The sequence below is a fragment of the Pseudomonas sp. LPB4.O genome (assembly GCF_038383825.1).
GTDB lineage: Bacteria > Pseudomonadota > Gammaproteobacteria > Pseudomonadales > Pseudomonadaceae > Aquipseudomonas > Aquipseudomonas putida.
This window is the reverse complement of the sequence record NZ_CP151298.1, coordinates 1393922-1409579: the sequence shown is the minus strand read 5'-3', so window position 1 is coordinate 1409579 and position 15658 is coordinate 1393922. Positions and strand designations below refer to the sequence as shown.

15 protein-coding genes are annotated in these 15658 nt (G+C 62.9%); 9 read left to right on the top strand and 6 right to left on the bottom strand.

What is annotated here, in order from left to right; all coding sequences use genetic code 11:
- Nucleotides 1-25: 25 nt before the first annotated feature.
- Nucleotides 26-2179 (top strand): mechanosensitive ion channel family protein, encoded by a 2154-nt coding sequence (locus tag MRBLPB4O_RS06395; protein WP_341797832.1) that lies wholly within the window; start codon nucleotides 26-28, stop codon nucleotides 2177-2179.
- Nucleotides 2180-2296: 117 nt separating this feature from the next.
- On the opposite strand, the gene MRBLPB4O_RS06390 is transcribed toward MRBLPB4O_RS06395, so the two are convergent.
- Nucleotides 2297-3010 carry a UTRA domain-containing protein gene (locus MRBLPB4O_RS06390; RefSeq protein WP_341797831.1) on the bottom strand — a complete coding sequence of 238 codons (714 nt, stop codon included), beginning with the start codon at nucleotides 3008-3010 and terminating at the stop codon, nucleotides 2297-2299.
- A 328-nt stretch (nucleotides 3011-3338) separates the two neighbouring features.
- Between MRBLPB4O_RS06390 and MRBLPB4O_RS06385 the strand changes: the two genes are divergently transcribed.
- From MRBLPB4O_RS06385 to MRBLPB4O_RS06360, 6 genes are all read left to right on the top strand, one after another.
- Nucleotides 3339-4397 carry an extracellular solute-binding protein gene (locus MRBLPB4O_RS06385; protein WP_341797830.1) on the top strand — a complete coding sequence of 353 codons (1059 nt, stop codon included), beginning with the start codon at nucleotides 3339-3341 and terminating at the stop codon, nucleotides 4395-4397.
- Between the two features lie 129 nt (nucleotides 4398-4526).
- The gene (locus MRBLPB4O_RS06380) at nucleotides 4527-5333 is read left to right on the top strand and encodes an alkaline phosphatase family protein (protein ID WP_341797829.1); all 807 of its coding nucleotides are present in this window, start codon (nucleotides 4527-4529) and stop codon (nucleotides 5331-5333) included.
- Entirely contained in the window at nucleotides 5330-6181 is an 852-nt protein-coding gene (locus MRBLPB4O_RS06375) for an ABC transporter permease subunit (protein ID WP_341797828.1), read from the top strand. The genes MRBLPB4O_RS06380 and MRBLPB4O_RS06375 overlap by 4 nt, the downstream gene beginning before the upstream one ends.
- The gene (locus MRBLPB4O_RS06370; RefSeq protein WP_059395324.1) at nucleotides 6171-6965 is read left to right on the top strand and encodes an ABC transporter permease; all 795 of its coding nucleotides are present in this window, start codon (nucleotides 6171-6173) and stop codon (nucleotides 6963-6965) included. The genes MRBLPB4O_RS06375 and MRBLPB4O_RS06370 overlap by 11 nt, the downstream gene beginning before the upstream one ends.
- A gap of 1 nt (nucleotide 6966) precedes the next feature.
- Entirely contained in the window at nucleotides 6967-7956 is a 990-nt protein-coding gene (locus MRBLPB4O_RS06365) for an ABC transporter ATP-binding protein (protein WP_016501059.1), read from the top strand.
- A gap of 14 nt (nucleotides 7957-7970) precedes the next feature.
- Complete coding sequence (locus MRBLPB4O_RS06360) at nucleotides 7971-8624, top strand: HAD family hydrolase (protein ID WP_341797827.1); 654 nt, start codon at nucleotides 7971-7973, stop codon at nucleotides 8622-8624.
- 138 nt (nucleotides 8625-8762) lie between these two features.
- Here MRBLPB4O_RS06360 and MRBLPB4O_RS06355 read toward each other — a convergent pair whose 3' ends face one another.
- Nucleotides 8763-9725 (bottom strand): NAD(P)H-quinone oxidoreductase, encoded by a 963-nt coding sequence (locus MRBLPB4O_RS06355; RefSeq protein ID WP_341797826.1) that lies wholly within the window; start codon nucleotides 9723-9725, stop codon nucleotides 8763-8765.
- Between the two features lie 140 nt (nucleotides 9726-9865).
- On the opposite strand from MRBLPB4O_RS06355, the gene MRBLPB4O_RS06350 reads away from it, so the two are divergent.
- Nucleotides 9866-11947, top strand: coding sequence for a carboxy terminal-processing peptidase (locus MRBLPB4O_RS06350; protein WP_341797825.1), 2082 nt, complete (start codon nucleotides 9866-9868; stop codon nucleotides 11945-11947).
- 118 nt (nucleotides 11948-12065) lie between these two features.
- Nucleotides 12066-13034, top strand: a complete 969-nt coding sequence (locus tag MRBLPB4O_RS06345; protein ID WP_341797824.1) for an EAL domain-containing protein — start codon at nucleotides 12066-12068, stop codon at nucleotides 13032-13034.
- An 88-nt stretch (nucleotides 13035-13122) separates the two neighbouring features.
- Here MRBLPB4O_RS06345 and MRBLPB4O_RS06340 read toward each other — a convergent pair whose 3' ends face one another.
- The 4 genes from MRBLPB4O_RS06340 to MRBLPB4O_RS06325 form a co-directional block, all read right to left on the bottom strand.
- Nucleotides 13123-13491: a hypothetical protein gene (locus MRBLPB4O_RS06340; protein ID WP_016501064.1), complete on the bottom strand. Its 369-nt coding sequence runs from the start codon at nucleotides 13489-13491 to the stop codon at nucleotides 13123-13125.
- Nucleotides 13488-13826: a helix-turn-helix transcriptional regulator gene (locus MRBLPB4O_RS06335; protein WP_016501065.1), complete on the bottom strand. Its 339-nt coding sequence runs from the start codon at nucleotides 13824-13826 to the stop codon at nucleotides 13488-13490. Before MRBLPB4O_RS06335 ends, MRBLPB4O_RS06340 begins: the two co-directional genes overlap by 4 nt.
- A gap of 110 nt (nucleotides 13827-13936) precedes the next feature.
- Entirely contained in the window at nucleotides 13937-14377 is a 441-nt protein-coding gene (locus tag MRBLPB4O_RS06330) for a YkvA family protein (protein WP_341797823.1), read from the bottom strand.
- A gap of 288 nt (nucleotides 14378-14665) precedes the next feature.
- Complete coding sequence (locus MRBLPB4O_RS06325) at nucleotides 14666-15430, bottom strand: FKBP-type peptidyl-prolyl cis-trans isomerase (protein WP_234229165.1); 765 nt, start codon at nucleotides 15428-15430, stop codon at nucleotides 14666-14668.
- Nucleotides 15431-15658: the final 228 nt, after the last annotated feature.

Below are 15658 nucleotides of genomic sequence, written 5' to 3'. Positions count from 1 at the left end.
CGTTTGACCTGAGGTAGATTTACCCGTGCCTGCCCTCCTGCGTTACCTGTTCCTGCTGCTGTTGCTGTTCATCACTCCGGTACAGGCAGCGGGCCTCCCCGGCCTGCTGGGCGGCAGTGCGCCCGCGCAGCCGGAGGCCACCGAGCCACTGGGCAAGTCGCTGGACGAAGTGATCAAGAACCTGGAAAACGACCAGCAGCGGGCCAAGCTGCTGGCCGACCTGAAAAAGCTGCGCGACGCCACCAAGCAATCACAACCCAGCGTGGAACAGGGCGTGCTCGGCCTGATCGGCGGCGCCCTGCATGATTTCGAAAAACAGTTCAGTGGCGATGCCAGCCCGTTCCACCGCTGGTCTACGGAAATCGAACAAGCCCAGGCCGAACTGACCGAACTGGTGGTGCCGGTGCACCAGTGGCCGCCGATCCTGTTCGGCTTTGCCGCCGTCATTGCCGTGTGGAGCGTGCTGGCCTACGCCTTCAACTGGGTCGGCCACCGGATACGCCTGCGCTTTGGCCTGAGCGAAGAACTGCCCCAGCACCCGCGTACCTGGGACCTGGTGCGCTTTGCCCTGCGCAAGCTCGGCCCGTGGTTGGTGGCGCTGGTGTTCACCGTGTACCTGAGCTTTGTGCTGCCGCCGTCGCTGGGTAAGTCGCTGGCCATGGTGCTGGCCTACGCGCTGGTCGTCGGCACCTGCTTCTCGGCCATCTGCGTGATCGCCTTCTCGCTGCTCGACGGCCCGCACCGCCACCGCGCCCTTCACATTTTGCGGCACCAGGCGTTCCGCCCGCTGTGGCTGATCGGCAGCTTCGCAGCGTTTGGCGAGGCCATGAGCGACCCGCGCATGCTGGTCGCACTGGGGACCCACCTGGCCCATGCCCTGGCGACCCTGGCCAACGTCATCGCCGCGCTGTGCACCGGGCTGTTCATTCTGCGCTTCCGCCGCCCGATCGCCCACCTGATCCGCAACCAGCCCCTGGCGCGACGCCTGACCCGCCGCACCCTCAGCGACACCATCGAGATCCTCGGCAGCTTCTGGTTCATCCCGGCGTTGATCCTGGTGGCGATTTCGCTGTTCGCCACCTTCGTCTCGGCCGGCGACACCAGCACCGCCCTGCGTCAGTCGCTGATGTGTACCGTGCTGGTGGTGGTGTGCATGGTGCTCAACGGCCTGGTACGCCGCCACGCCGCCAACCCCAAACGCGCCAACAAGCGCCAGGCCGTGTACGCCGAACGCCTGCGCAACTTCGGCTACCTGCTGGTGCACCTGTTCATCTGGCTGGTGTTCATCGAACTGGGGCTGCGGGTGTGGGGCCTGTCGATGATCGGCTTTGCCGAGGGCGACGGCCACGAAGTCAGCCTGCGCCTGCTGGGCCTGGCCGGCACGCTGATCGTCGCCTGGCTGGTGTGGATCCTTGCCGACACCGCCGTGCACCACGCCCTGGTGCGTTCGCGCCGGGGCCTGGCCAACGCCCGCGCACAAACCATGATGCCGTTGATCCGCAACGTGCTGTTCGTGGTGATCTTCATCATTGCGGTGATCGTCGCCCTGGCCAACATGGGCATGAACGTCACCCCGCTGCTGGCCGGTGCCGGTGTGATCGGCCTGGCCATCGGCTTTGGCGCGCAATCGCTGGTGGCCGACCTGATCACCGGGTTGTTCATCATCATAGAAGACTCGCTGGCCATCGACGACTACGTGGATGTGGGCGGGCACCTAGGCACGGTGGAGGGGCTGACCATCCGTACCGTACGCCTGCGGGACATCGACGGCATCGTGCACACCATCCCGTTCAGCGAGATCAAGAGCATCAAGAACTACTCGCGGGAGTTCGGCTACGCCATCTTCCGTGTGGCCGTCCCGCACAGCATGAACATCGACCAGGCGATCACGCTGGTTCGCGAGGTGGGGCAGAAGCTGCGCAATGACCCATTGATGCGCCGCAACATCTGGTCGCCGCTGGAGCTGCAAGGCGTGGAGAGCTTCGAGTCGGGGTCGGCGATCTTGCGGGCCCGGTTCAAGACCGCGCCGATCAAGCAGTGGGAAGTGTCGCGGGCATTCAACCTGGCACTGAAGCGGCAGCTGGATGAGGCCGGGCTGGACCTGGCGACGCCGCGGTTGTCGGTACAGGTGGTGACCGCCGGGGGCGGTGGCATGACGGAGGCAGGTTCCTCCAGTTAGCGCCCTATCGCCGGCCAGCCAGCTCCCACAGGTACTGCACAGGGCCTGACACCCATGCAGTCAAGGTGTGAGCGGGCTTGCCGGCGATGGGCTGCAAAGCAGCCCCAGAATCCAGGATCAACCGGCCTGTGCACGAATGCGGATTGCATCGTGCCGCCAATACTCCAGGTCGCAGTCGATCAGGTGCCCATGCTGGTCGCTGTTGACCCGGGTAATGTGCAACCCCGGGCTGCCCACCGACACCTTCAACGCCCCTGCCGCCTCCACCGGCAACGCCGTCGGCAAAATCTCGAAGCACACCTGCCCATACCGGATGCCATACACCCGCCCATAAATTTCGGTCAGCGACTGCGCCAGGTCCTGTTCGAGAATGTCCGGGAAATACCTGGGATTCAGATAGTGCTCGGCATACAGCACCGCCCGCCCGTCAATCCGCCGTAACCGGCAGATGCGCACCACGCTGGACAACGCCGGCAGCTGCAAGCGCGCACAGATCGCCGCCGAGGCCGGCTGCAGCCGTGCCGACAGGAGTTCGGTACTGGCCACACGCCCTTGGTCGCGGACCATGGCATGGAAGTGACTGCGCTCGATCAGGTCGTAGGTCAGCCGCTCGGGCGCGACAAACCAGCCGCGGCGCTCTTCGCGGTAGATCATGCCCTGGGCCTCCAGCTGCGCCAGCGCCTCGCGCAGGGTGATGCGCGTGGTGTCGAACACCTCGCTCAGCTTGCGCTCGGCCGGCAGCTTGCCGCCCGGCGCCAGCAGGCCGTGCTCGATCTGCTCCTGCAAGGCATGGCAGATGGCTGTTACCGCACGCGGTGGCATCGGCTGCATCAAAGGTTACCTATCTGGACTAGTCCAGCCCCAGAACAGGGCACTTGGAGAATAGTGCAAGCCTAGGCAGGGCTGATGAACATCCTGTGACAAGGCTGCCCACGGGGTACTGCCAGAATCGGGCCAGCCCCGCAAAACCGCGGGTTCACCATGGTCTACGCTGTATTGCCAGGAGCCCGCAGCCAGCGGCACGGGCCCTTCCCTACATCAAATTGTCACGCAAGCGGCCTACCTTGGCTCAAGGTTTGCTGACCTAGACCAAAGGTTCCAGGCAACGGCTTCACTCATAACAACGATCGGTTAAAGGCACCCACCCAAGGAGCTACGGATGAAAAAGTTGTTCATGGCGTCACTGCTCGGTTCGGCCATCGCGTTCTGTACCTCGGCCATGGCCGAGGACCTCAAGGCCCTGGAAGATGCCGCCCGCAAGGAAGGCACCGTCAACAGCGTGGGCATGCCCGATGCCTGGGCCAACTGGAAAGGCACCTGGGAAGACCTGGCCAGCAAGTACGGCCTCAAGCACAGCGACACCGACATGAGCTCGGCCCAGGAAATCGCCAAGTTTGAAGCCGAGAAGGACAACGCCAGCGCCGACATCGGTGACGTGGGTGCCGCCTTCGGCCCCATCGCCGTGACCAAGGGCGTGAGCCAGCCGTACAAACCAAGCACCTGGGACCAGGTGCCGGAGTGGGCCAAGGACAAGGACGGCCACTGGGCGCTGGCCTATACCGGTACCATCGCCTTCATTATCAACAAGGACCTGGTCAAGGAAGAGGAACGGCCAAAAACCTGGCATGACCTGGAAAAAGGCAAGTACAAGGTCGCCATCGGCGACGTGGGCACTGCCGCCCAGGCCGCCAATGGGGTGCTCGCCGCCGCCATCGCCTACAAAGGCGACGAAAGCAACGTGGCGCCGGGCCTGCAGCTGTTCACCAAACTGGCCCAGCAGAAGCGCCTGTCGCTGGCCAACCCGACCATCCAGACCCTGGAGAAAGGCGAGGTGGAAGTCGGCGTGGTGTGGGACTTCAACGGCCTGAGCTACCGTGAACAGATCGACCCCAAGCGCTTCGAAGTGCTGATCCCGTCGGACGGCTCGGTAATCTCCGGCTATACCACGGTCATCAACAAATACGCCAAGCACCCCAACGCGGCCAAACTGACCCGCGAATACATCTTCAGCGATGCCGGGCAGATCAATCTGGCCAAAGGGCATGCCCGGCCGATCCGTGCCGAGCACCTGAAGCTGCCGGCGGATGTGCAGGCCAAGTTGCTGCCTAACGAGCAGTACGGTGCCGCCCAGCCGATCAAGAATGCCGAAGCCTGGGAAGCCACCTCCAAGAAACTGCCGCAGATGTGGCAGGAGCAGGTGATCATCGAGATGGAGTAAAGGGCTAGCTTGTCTAGTGCCTGACCCGGCCCTTTCGCGGGCACGCCCGCTCCCACAGAGACCGTGCAAAACCCTGTGGGAGCGGGCATGCCCGCGAAGAAGCCAACGCGGTTTATGACTGGAGCCACCATGCAACACAACGTCATCCTGGTCCTGCTAGACGGCCTGAACTATCAGGTCGCCCACCACGCCATGGGCCACCTGCATGCCTATGTCGAGGCCGACCGCGCCGCGCTGTACCGCGTGGAATGCGAGCTACCATCGCTGTCACGGCCGCTGTACGAATGCATCCTCACCGGCGTACCGCCGATCGACAGCGGCATCGTGCACAACAACGTCAACCGCCTGTCCAACCAGCGCAGCGTGTTCCACTACGCCCGCGAGGCCAACCTGGGCACCGCAGCGGCGGCTTATCACTGGATGAGCGAGCTGTACAACCGCTCGCCCTTCGACCCGCAGCGCGACCGCCATACCCACGCGCCGAAGTTGCCGATCCAGCACGGGCTGTTCTACTGGGACGACCGCTACCCCGATTCGCACCTGCTGGCCGATGGCGAATACCTGCGCCGCCGCCATGCCCCCAACTTCCTGCTGGTGCACCCGATGAGCATCGACGATGTCGGCCACCACCACGGCCTGGACAGCAGCCAGTACCGCAACGCCGCGCGCAGCGCCGATATCTTGCTGGCCGACTACCTGCCAGGCTGGCTCGAAGAGGGCTACCAGGTACTGGTCACCGCCGACCACGGCATGAACAACGACCGCTCGCACAACGGTTTGCTGGCCGAGGAGCGCGAAGTGCCATTATTCGTCTTTGGCGACGCGTTCAGCCTGGACCCGGCGGCCAAGCCGTTGCAGACCGAGCTGTGCGGCACCATGTGCGAGCTGCTTGGCGCTGCCCACGACAAGACCGTGTGCCGGGAGCTGCTGAAGTGACGGCACCCAAGCGCAGCGGCGCCCGTGGCCGCTACCTGGCCCTGCTCTGCCTGCTGCCATTTGCCGTGTTCTTTGTCGTATTCCAGATTGCCCCGCTGGCCTGGGTAGCGATCAACAGCGTGCAATCGGAAGCCGGCTGGGGCGTCGAAAATTTCAGCAAGGTATTCAGCTCGAAGTTCTACCTGCAGGCACTGCAACGCAGCCTGGAAATCAGCTTCTGGTCGAGTCTGTTCGGCATCGTCATCGCCACCCTTGGCGCTTATTCGCTGCGCCAGGTGAACTCGAAACTGCGCGACTTCGTCAGCGCCTTCGCCAACATGACCAGCAACTTTGCCGGGGTGCCGCTGGCCTTCGCCTTCATCATCCTGCTCGGTTTCAACGGCGCACTGACGCTGCTGCTCAAGCAGATCGGCCTTTTGGAAGACTTCAGCATCTACTCCAAAAGCGGGCTGATCCTGGTGTACACCTACTTCCAGATCCCGTTGGGCGTGTTGCTGCTCTACCCCGCCTTCGACGCCCTGCGTGAAGACTGGCGCGAGTCGGCCGCGCTGCTCGGTGCCAATCACTGGCAATACTGGCGGCACATCGGCTTGCCGGTGCTGACCCCGGCACTGCTGGGCACGTTCGTCATCCTGCTGGCCAATGCCCTGGGCGCCTACGCCACCGTGTATGCGTTGACCACCGGCAATTTCAACGTACTGCCGATCCGCATCGCTGGCCTGGTGGCCGGCGACATCAGCCTCGACCCCAACCTGGCCAGCGCCCTGGCGATGGTGCTGGTGGGGCTGATGACGCTGGTCACGGTGGTGCATCAATGGCTACTGAAACGGAGCTACCATGCGCGCTGACACCCGTTCCGGCGGCTGGTACCACCGCATCGTGGTCTACCTGCTGTTCCTGATCCTGCTGCTGCCACTGGCCGGCACCCTGCTCTATTCGCTGGCGACCAGCTGGTCGGCCAGCCTGCTGCCCAGCGGCCTGACCCTGAAATGGTACGTGGCATTGTGGAGCGAGCCGCGCTTCCTGGCCGCCTTCGGCCAGTCGCTGCTGGTGTGCATGGGGGCGCTGCTGCTGTCGGTGGTGCTGATACTGCCGCTGCTGTTCGTGGTGCACTACCACTTCCCGCGGCTCGACGCGCTGATGAACATCCTCATCCTGCTGCCGTTCGCGGTACCGCCGGTAGTGTCGTCGGTAGGGCTGCTGCAGCTGTACGGCAGCGGGCCGATGGCCATGGTCGGCACGCCATGGATCCTGATCGGCTGCTACTTCACCATCGCCCTGCCGTTCATGTACCGGGCCATTACCAACAACCTGCAGGCCATCAACCTGCGCGACCTGATGGACGCCGCCCAACTGCTCGGCGCCAGCACCTGGCAGGCCGCGCTGCTGGTGGTGCTGCCAAACCTGCGCAAGGGCCTGATGGTGGCGCTGCTGCTGTCGTTCTCGTTCCTGTTCGGCGAATTCGTGTTCGCCAACCTGCTGGTCGGCACCCGCTATGAGACCCTGCAGGTGTACCTGAACAACATGCGCAACAGCAGCGGCCACTTCAACAGCGCACTGGTGATCTCGTACTTCGCCTTCGTGCTGGTACTGACCTGGGTCGCCAACCGCCTGAACAAGGACAAGACCTGACATGAGCTTCGTCAGCGTACAGAAACTGCAGAAAAGCTACGCCGGCAGCCCGGTATTCGAGAACATCGACTGCCACATCGAACGCGGCGAGTTCGTTACCCTGCTGGGCCCGTCCGGCTGCGGCAAGTCCACCCTGCTGCGCTGCATCGCCGGGCTGACCCCGGTAGACAGCGGGCAGATACTCCTCGACGGCCACGACATCGTGCCGCTGAGCCCGCAAAAGCGTGGCATAGGCATGGTGTTCCAGAGCTACGCGCTGTTCCCCAACATGACCGTGGAACAGAACGTGGCTTTTGGCCTGCGCATGCAGAAGGTCAAGGCCGACGAAAGCCAGGCCCGGGTGCGCGAGGTGCTGGCGCTGGTGGAGCTGGGCAACTTTGCCGGGCGCTACCCGCACCAGTTGTCTGGCGGCCAGTGCCAGCGCGTGGCCCTGGCCCGCTCGCTGGTTACCCGCCCGCGCCTGCTGCTGCTCGACGAGCCATTGTCGGCACTGGATGCGCGCATTCGCAAACACCTGCGCGAGCAGATTCGTGCCATTCAGCGTGAACTTGGGCTGACCACCATCTTCGTTACCCACGACCAGGAAGAAGCGCTGACCCTGTCCGACCGCATCTTCCTGATGAACCAGGGGCGTATCGTGCAGAGCGGCGATGCCGAAACCCTCTACACAGCGCCCGTGGACCTGTTTGCCGCCGGCTTTATCGGCAACTACAACCTGCTCGACGCCGACAGCGCCAGCCGCCTGCTGCAACGCCCGGTGGCCAGCCGCCTGGCGATCCGCCCGGAGTCGATCACCCTGGGCGTGAATGGCGAACTGGACGCAGAAGTACGCAGCCACAGCCTGCTGGGCAATGTGATTCGCTACCGCGTAAACGTGCGCGAGGTGGAACTGGTGGTCGACGTGCTCAACCGCTCGCCGGCCGACCTGCACGCGGACGGAAAACGCGTTAGCTTGTCGATCGACCCGACAGCGCTGCGGGAAGTGGCTTAAGGAGATTCAACACAATGGCACTGGCAATTTTCGATCTGGACGAAACCCTGATCCACGGGGACTGTGCGTCGCTGTGGAGCGAGCAAATGGCCCGGTTGGGCTGGGTCGACGGCAAGGACTTCCTGCGCCGCGACCGTGAGCTGATGGAGGCCTACGGCAAGGGCCACCTGCAGATGGAGGACTACATGGCCTTCAGCCTGGAGCCGATGGCCGGGCGTACGCTGGAGGAGGTCGAGCATCTGGTTGAGCCGTGGGTCGAGGACGTGATCGAGCCCATCATCTACGGCGACGCCTGCCGCTGCATTGCCGAGCACCGCCAGCGTGGGGACCGCATTCTGATCATTTCCGCTTCGGGGACGCACCTGGTCGGGCCCATTGCGGCGCGCCTGGGGGTGGATGAGTACCTGGCGATCGAGCTGGAGGCGGTGAACGGGGTGTATACGGGCAAGACTCACGGGGTGCTGACCTACCGCGAGGGCAAGATCACCCGGTTGCTGGAGTGGCTGGATCAGGAACAGGAAAACCTGGAGGGGGCGAGTTTCTATTCCGATTCGCGCAATGACTTGCCGTTGTTGCTGAAGGTAGATCACCCGCATGTGGTGAACCCGGATGCGGTGCTGCGCGAGCATGCCCAGACCAATGGATGGCCGATTCTGAGCTGGTCTTGAAGGCCTTGGGTGTGCTTTGCGCCCCTTTCGCGGCACAAGGCCGCTCCTACAGGGATTTACGCACAGGTTCGACCTGATGCGATCCCTTGTAGGAGCGGCCTTGTGCCGCGAAAGGGCTGCAAAGCAGCCCCGGCAATATCAAGCCTGGCTCGGATCTATGACCATCACCAACTTGCCCGACACCTGGTTGGTCTCAAGCTCGGCATACGCCGCCTGGGCAAACTCCACCGGGTAGGTATCGACCAGCTGCGGCGACAAGCGCCCTTCGGCGAACAGCGGCCACACCTGCTGTTGCAGCTCGCGCAGCAACTCGGCCTTGAAGCCGTCGTCACGGTTGCGCAGCGTAGAGCCGGTAATCTCCAGGCGCTTGCCCAGCACCTGGGCCAGGTCCAGCTCAAACTTGCGCCCACCCATCAGGCCGATGATCACCCAACGGCCGTCACGGGCCAGCAGCTTGAGGTTGAGCTCACCGTAGCTGGCGCCCACCGGGTCGAGAATCACGTCGAACGGCCCGAAACCTTCCAGTGCATCCAGGTTCTCGTTACGTACCACACCACCCGCAGCGCCCAGCGCTTCGCAATAGGCCAGGCGATCGGGCGAGCCGACGCTGACCCACACCGGGCTGCCGAATGCCTTGCACAGCTGAATGGCGGCCGAGCCAACGCCACTGGCGCCAGCATGCACCAGCACCTTCTCACCGGCCTTCACGCCACCCAGCTGGAAGATGTTCAGCCAGGCAGTGGCATACACCTCCGGCAAGGCTGCCGCTTCATGCAAGCTGAGCCCTTCGGGTACCGGCAGTACATGGCGGGCATCGACCACCACCTCCTCGGCCATGGCGCCGCTAGCCAGCAGTGCGCACACCCGGTCGCCCACGCGCCAGTCGGCACCGGCGCCCACTTCCTCAACCACACCGGCGCATTCAAGGCCCATGTACGGGCTGGCACCGGGCGGCGGCGGGTACAAACCTTTCATTTGCAGCAGATCGGCGCGGTTCAGGCCCGCAGCCGCCACGCGAATGCGCACTTGGCCCGCGTCACAGGCCGGGCGTTCGGCCTCGACCCACTCCACATGTCCGTCAACGCCTTGCAATGCCTTCACAGTGCCTCCATAGTTGAATCATGACTGGGCCTGGGGAACGCACACCCCAGGCTTTTTGCAGTATTTGCCCGGTTCCATGGAACCGGCAACGGAAAAGACGGCCTACTATGCGTGATCAATTGCCTCCACGTCGAATCAGCATGAAGCATTTCCTCCCAAGCACCGCCCTCGCTGTAATGATCGGCCTGGGTAGCCTCGCGCTCGGCGGCAATGCAGCGGCCGCCAACAAGTGGGACGGCCTGCAGCCGGACCGCGACGAGATCGTCGCCAGCCTCAACGTGGTGGAATTGCTCAAGCGCCACCACTACAGCAAGCCGCCTCTGGACGATGCCCGTTCGCTCATCATCTACGACAGCTACATCAAGCTGCTGGACCCGGCGCGCAGCTACTTCACCGCTGCCGACATTGCCGAATTCGACAAGTGGAAAACGCAATTCGACGATTTCCTCAAGAGCGGCAACCTTGACCCGGGCTTCACCATCTACAAACGCTACCTGGACCGCGTCAAGCAGCGCCTGGACTTTGCCCTGGCCGAGCTGAACAAGGGCGTGGACAAGATCGACTTCAACACCAAGGAAACCTTGCTGATCGACCGCAAGGATGCCCCGTGGATGAAGGACCAAGCCGAGCTCGACGACCTGTGGCGCAAACGCGTCAAGGACGAAGTGCTGCGCCAGAAGATCGCCGGCAAGGAACCCAAGCAGATCCAGGAAACCCTGACCAAGCGCTACAAGAACCAGCTGGCGCGCCTCGACCAGACCCGTGCCGAGGATATCTTCCAGGCCTACATCAACACCTTCGCCCAGTCCTACGACCCGCACACCAACTACCTGTCGCCGGATAACGCCGAGAATTTCGACATCAACATGAGCCTGTCGCTCGAAGGCATCGGCGCGGTGCTGCAAAGCGACAACGACCAGGTCAAGATCGTGCGCCTGGTGCCGGCAGGCCCGGCAGCCAAGACCAAGCAGGTAGCCCCGGCCGACAAGATCATCGGCGTGGCCCAGGGCAACAAGGAAATGGTCGACGTGGTCGGCTGGCGCCTGGACGAAGTGGTCAAGCTGATCCGTGGCCCGAAAGGCTCGGTGGTACGCCTGGAAGTCATCCCGGCCAGCAATGCGCCGAGCGACCAGACCAGCAAGGTCGTGTCGATCACCCGTGAAGCGGTAAAACTCGAAGAGCAGGCGGCGAAAAAGTCGGTGCTCAAGCTCAAGCAGGACGGGCGTGACTACAAGTTGGGCATCATCGAGATCCCGGCCTTCTACCTCGACTTCAAGGCTTACCGCGCCGGTGACCCGGAATACAAGAGCACCACGCGTGACGTGAAGAAACTGCTCACCGAACTGCAGAAGGAGAAAGTCGACGGCGTGGTCATCGACCTGCGCAACAACGGCGGCGGCTCGCTGCAGGAAGCCACCGAGCTGACCAGCCTGTTCATCGAGAAAGGCCCGACCGTACTGGTGCGCAACAGCGACGGCCGCGTCGACGTGCTGGAAGACGAAAACCCGGGCGCCTTCTACAAGGGCCCGCTGGCCCTGCTGGTGAACCGCCTGTCGGCCTCGGCGTCAGAGATCTTCGCCGGCGCCATGCAGGACTACCACCGCGCGCTGATCATCGGTGGCCAGACCTTCGGTAAAGGCACCGTGCAGACCATCCAGCCGCTCAACCATGGCGAGCTGAAGCTGACCCTGGCCAAGTTCTACCGGGTTTCCGGGCAGAGCACCCAACACCAGGGCGTGCTGCCGGACATCGACTACCCGTCGATCATCGACACCAAGGAAATTGGCGAGAGCGCCCTGCCCGAGGCCATGCCCTGGGACACCATTCGCCCGGTCGTCAAGCCGGCGGCCGACCCGTTCAAGCCGTACCTGGCCCAGCTCAAGGCACAGCATGAAGCGCGCAGCGACAAGGATGCCGAGTTCACCTACATTCGCGACCGCCTGGCCCTGACGCAGAAGCTGATGACCGAAAAAACCGTCAGCCTCAACGAGCAGGATCGCCGTGCACGCCACGACGAAATCGAAGCCAAGCAGCTGGCGCTGGAAAACATCCGCCGCAAGGCCAAGGGTGAAGAGCCGCTCAAAGAGCTGAAGAAAGAGGATGAGGACGCGTTGCCGGTCGAAGATGAAAACACCAAGCCGGAGGACGACGCCTACCTGTCCGAAACCGGTCGTATCCTGATCGACTACCTCAGCGCCAGCACCAAGGTGGCCAAGAAGTAAGGCGCACCGGCAGTGATGGCAGAATAATGTGACCTGTCATCAAACAGTCATCGCGCTGTCGTGAAATACGGGGGCCGGGCATGCAGATGCCCGGCCCTTTCATTTTCAGGAATACGTCATGACCGTCGCCGAACAGCTCAGTGCCTTGAGTGCCATCCTGGCTCAACGCAGCATTCACAGTCTGTTCCAGCCGATCATGTGCCTGAGCGAGCAACGGGTTTTCGCCCATGAAGCGCTGAGCCGCGGGCCGTCCAACAGCCCGCTGCATGCACCGCTGAACCTCTTCAGTATCGCCCGCCATGCCGGCCGCCTGACCGAGCTGGAAGCCGCCTGCCGAGAAAGCGCCTGCCGGCGCTTCAGCGAGCAACAACTGCAGGGCAAGCTGTTTCTCAACATCTCGCCCGAATCGTTGCTGGAGCCACACTACCCGTCCGGCCTTACCCTGAAGCTGCTGGAGCAGGTCGGCCTGCCGCCCAGCCGGGTGGTGATCGAGCTGACCGAGCACACCCCGACCGACGACTTCCAGCTGCTGTCCAATGCACTGCACCACTACCGCGACATGGGCTTCTCGATAGCCCTCGACGATCTGGGCGCGGGCTATTCGAGCTTGCGCCTGTGGTCGGAGCTGCGCCCCGAATACGTGAAGATCGACCGCCACTTCATAGACGGCATTCACCGCGACCCGCTCAAGCGCGAGTTCGTCGGCTCGATATTGCAGATTGCCCGGGCCTCGAAGGCACAGGTTATTGCCGAAGGTATCGAGCTGGCAGAAGAACTGAAAGTGCTGACTGAGATGGGTGTAGACCTGGTGCAGGGCTACCTGCTGGGGCGGCCGCAAGAGTTGGGGGTGCGGGAAAGCTGGCCTTTACCGACGCCGATGAGCGCGCCACTGGCTGGACAGCCGACGGTGCGGCTCAATGCGACGCTTGGGCAGTTGCTGGAGTTGTTCGAGCGGCATCAGCACCTGGAGGCATTGGAGGTGGTGGATGCTGATGGCAAAGGTTGTGGATTGATCCACCGGCATGGTTTGCCTGCTCTGGCCCTATCGCCGGCAAGCCAGCTCCCACATGTTCACCACAGGCCTTGAGCCTCGCGCTGTATCTGTAGGAGCAGCACAAGGCTGCTCCTACAGGCCGGTGGTGTACCGGCGGGAGGGACCGCGCTGATGCTGACAATCAGGCTGTTTCCGGGTAGCTGTACTCGAACACCCGGACCACCTCGGAGGCATGCCACGACGCCGCCTCCATGCCATCGACCGGCCCGGCAAAGCGCCCCAGCCGTTCAACACATTCAAAGAAGCCGGTACGCGGCAAACGGCTTGCGCCCTGGCTGATCACCAAGGAGCTGCGCAACGGCTGCTCGGCACGGGCATCCAGCACCGCCAGGTACTCCAGCGCAGCGGTCAGCGTCTGCATGGCAGGGCTAGGCAGTTGCAAGCGCTCGATCAGCGCTCGGTACGTCAGCAAGTGACGTTGACGACGGGCCAGGTCAAGCTCGCCCAGCAGGTTATCCCAGTGCTGACGGCTGATCCTGACCTGGCTCATGATGGCTCGCTCCAGCCAGCCACCCCCAGATGCCAGGCCAAGGCGCGGCGGATGGCAGCATCCGGCTGGCGTTCACCCGATTCGATCATGGCCAGATACGCCGGGCTCACCCCGACATTGCGCGCCAGTTGCTCAGGGGCAATGCCCTTGGCCTGGCGAATCTGCGCCACTTCGCTGAACGCCGGCAATGGCGCCACGGCAGCTGAGCCGGGCTCTTCGCTGACGACCGCCTCTGCAGGCGCCTGCCCAGCCGCCTTGAGCAGTGCCTGGTACTGCTCCCAGGGAACGACGGCGTACTCGGGTTGACCGTCCCGGCTAATGACCTGAATACCCATTACAAACCCCTTAAAAAAGGATTACAGCATGTAATCCGTAGGCATAACCCTTATGCCAATTATATTACCAACTCCGGGGTCTGTCCGGTTGACTGCAGTTCAGGCTGTTTTCATTGCGTGTTGCGCTCCAGCCCCAGCGCTTGCGGGGTAGCCGGCAGGCGCTCGACCACGCGCAGCCGCTCGGGTGCCTGGCTGTCGCGCCAAGCCTTGAAGCGCGCCAGTTCGTCGGCCACGGTCTTCAGCACCCAGCCCAGCACCGCGATGTCATCGAGAAAACCCACGCCCAGCAACCAGTCGGGGATGGCATCGATGGGGCTGACGAAATACAGCAGGCCAGCCACGATGGTGACCAGGGCCTTGGGGCTGATGGCGCGGTATTCGCCACGCCACCACGCCAGGCACAGCGACTGCAGCAGTTTCACGTCCTCACGCAACTGACCGATGCGCGGGCCTTTGCGGGCCACTGCAAACAGCAGGGCCGGCAGCCGACCACGGCTGAGCAGGCGCTCGGCCAAGGGCAGGAAACGGGCAAAATTCCAGGGTGCGCTCATGGAGCCTCCAGGCGGAACAGGTTATCCACATTTATTGTGGATAACCTTGTGAACAGGGTCGCGTTTCTGAGCCCAGGTGCCTGCCAGGCAAGGCCCACGGTCAGATCGGGCGTTTTTTACACAACCGTTTCAAGCCGTGGGTACCTGACCGCAAACGATTTGCGCCAGAAACATCCTACATCTACTAGCTGCATTTCCTCGGACAGTATCAGTTGTTGCTGGTTCGTCCAATCGCCACAAACGAAAACGCCCCGTCAGGACGGGGCGTTTTGCAAGAACCAACCAATGTTACTTGGCAGGTGCTTCAGCAGGCGCTTCAGCTGGAGCCTCGGCTTCCGGCTCGCCACCCTGCAGCTGGGCCGGATCCTTGATGGCGATCAGTTCCAGGTCGAACACCAGTACCGAGTTCGCCGGGATCAGCGGGCTTGGGCTTTGGGCGCCGTAGGCCAGCTCAGCCGGGATGAACAGCTTGTACTTCTCACCAACGTGCATCAGCTGCAGGCCTTCGACCCAACCCGGGATCACACCGCTGACCGGCAGGTCGATCGGGCTGCCACGCTCGACAGAGCTGTCGAACACCTTGCCATCGGTCAGTTTGCCTTCGTAGTGGACAGTGACTACGTCGGTCGGCTTTGGCTGCGGGCCATCAGCCTTCTTGACCACTTCGTACTGCAGGCCCGAGGCAGTGGTGACCACGCCTGGCTTCTTGGCGTTTTCTTCGAGGAATTTCTTGCCGGCGGAGGCGGCTTCTTCGCTGGCCTTGGCCAGGCGCTCCTCGGCGCGTTTCTGCAGGGCGGTGAACGCCTCTACCAGCTCTTCGTCCTTGATGCGTTGTTCTTTCTTGCCAACGGCGTCTTCGATACCGAGGGCGACCGATTTCGAATCAAGGTCTTCCATGCCTTCCTGAGCCAAGCTCTTGCCCATGTTCAGGCCGATACCGTAGGAGGCTTTCTGCGCCGGAGTCTTCAGCTCGGGGCTGCTGGCCTGTTGATCACAGCCAGCCAGTACCAGGCCTACCAGGGCAACCGCAGCCGCCAAACGATGCTGTTTCATGCTATTTCCTTGTTCATGCGCCATAAGGGCAATCAGGGTAAAGCCGCGAGCTTAGCAGGCGGCCATGACCAATGGCTACCGGCATAGGAGCGGGTTTTGGTAAGGAAGTTCAGTAGTTAAACGGTAATTCATGCCGGGCTTGCAGCCATTGGCCAGTATTGACCGGTTGTGCCGTTTTTGCCCGGTTCTAAAGGGGATTTATTTCGCTGGACTCTGAAAGGCCTGCAC

Excerpts from the sequence above, each read along its gene's own strand:
- MRBLPB4O_RS06390 (WP_341797831.1), bottom strand. The coding sequence starts at position 3,010 with ATGCAGCCGATGCCACCGCGTGCGGTAACAGCCATCTGCCATGCCTTG.
- MRBLPB4O_RS06385 (WP_341797830.1), top strand. The coding sequence starts at position 3,339 with ATGAAAAAGTTGTTCATGGCGTCACTGCTCGGTTCGGCCATCGCGTTC.
- MRBLPB4O_RS06380 (WP_341797829.1), top strand. The coding sequence starts at position 4,527 with ATGCAACACAACGTCATCCTGGTCCTGCTAGACGGCCTGAACTATCAG.
- MRBLPB4O_RS06370 (WP_059395324.1), top strand. The coding sequence starts at position 6,171 with ATGCGCGCTGACACCCGTTCCGGCGGCTGGTACCACCGCATCGTGGTC.
- MRBLPB4O_RS06365 (WP_016501059.1), top strand. The coding sequence starts at position 6,967 with ATGAGCTTCGTCAGCGTACAGAAACTGCAGAAAAGCTACGCCGGCAGC.
- MRBLPB4O_RS06360 (WP_341797827.1), top strand. The coding sequence starts at position 7,971 with ATGGCACTGGCAATTTTCGATCTGGACGAAACCCTGATCCACGGGGAC.
- MRBLPB4O_RS06350 (WP_341797825.1), top strand. The coding sequence starts at position 9,866 with ATGAAGCATTTCCTCCCAAGCACCGCCCTCGCTGTAATGATCGGCCTG.
- MRBLPB4O_RS06345 (WP_341797824.1), top strand. The coding sequence starts at position 12,066 with ATGACCGTCGCCGAACAGCTCAGTGCCTTGAGTGCCATCCTGGCTCAA.
- MRBLPB4O_RS06340 (WP_016501064.1), bottom strand. The coding sequence starts at position 13,491 with ATGAGCCAGGTCAGGATCAGCCGTCAGCACTGGGATAACCTGCTGGGC.
- MRBLPB4O_RS06335 (WP_016501065.1), bottom strand. The coding sequence starts at position 13,826 with ATGGGTATTCAGGTCATTAGCCGGGACGGTCAACCCGAGTACGCCGTC.
- MRBLPB4O_RS06330 (WP_341797823.1), bottom strand. The coding sequence starts at position 14,377 with ATGAGCGCACCCTGGAATTTTGCCCGTTTCCTGCCCTTGGCCGAGCGC.
- MRBLPB4O_RS06325 (WP_234229165.1), bottom strand. The coding sequence starts at position 15,430 with ATGAAACAGCATCGTTTGGCGGCTGCGGTTGCCCTGGTAGGCCTGGTA.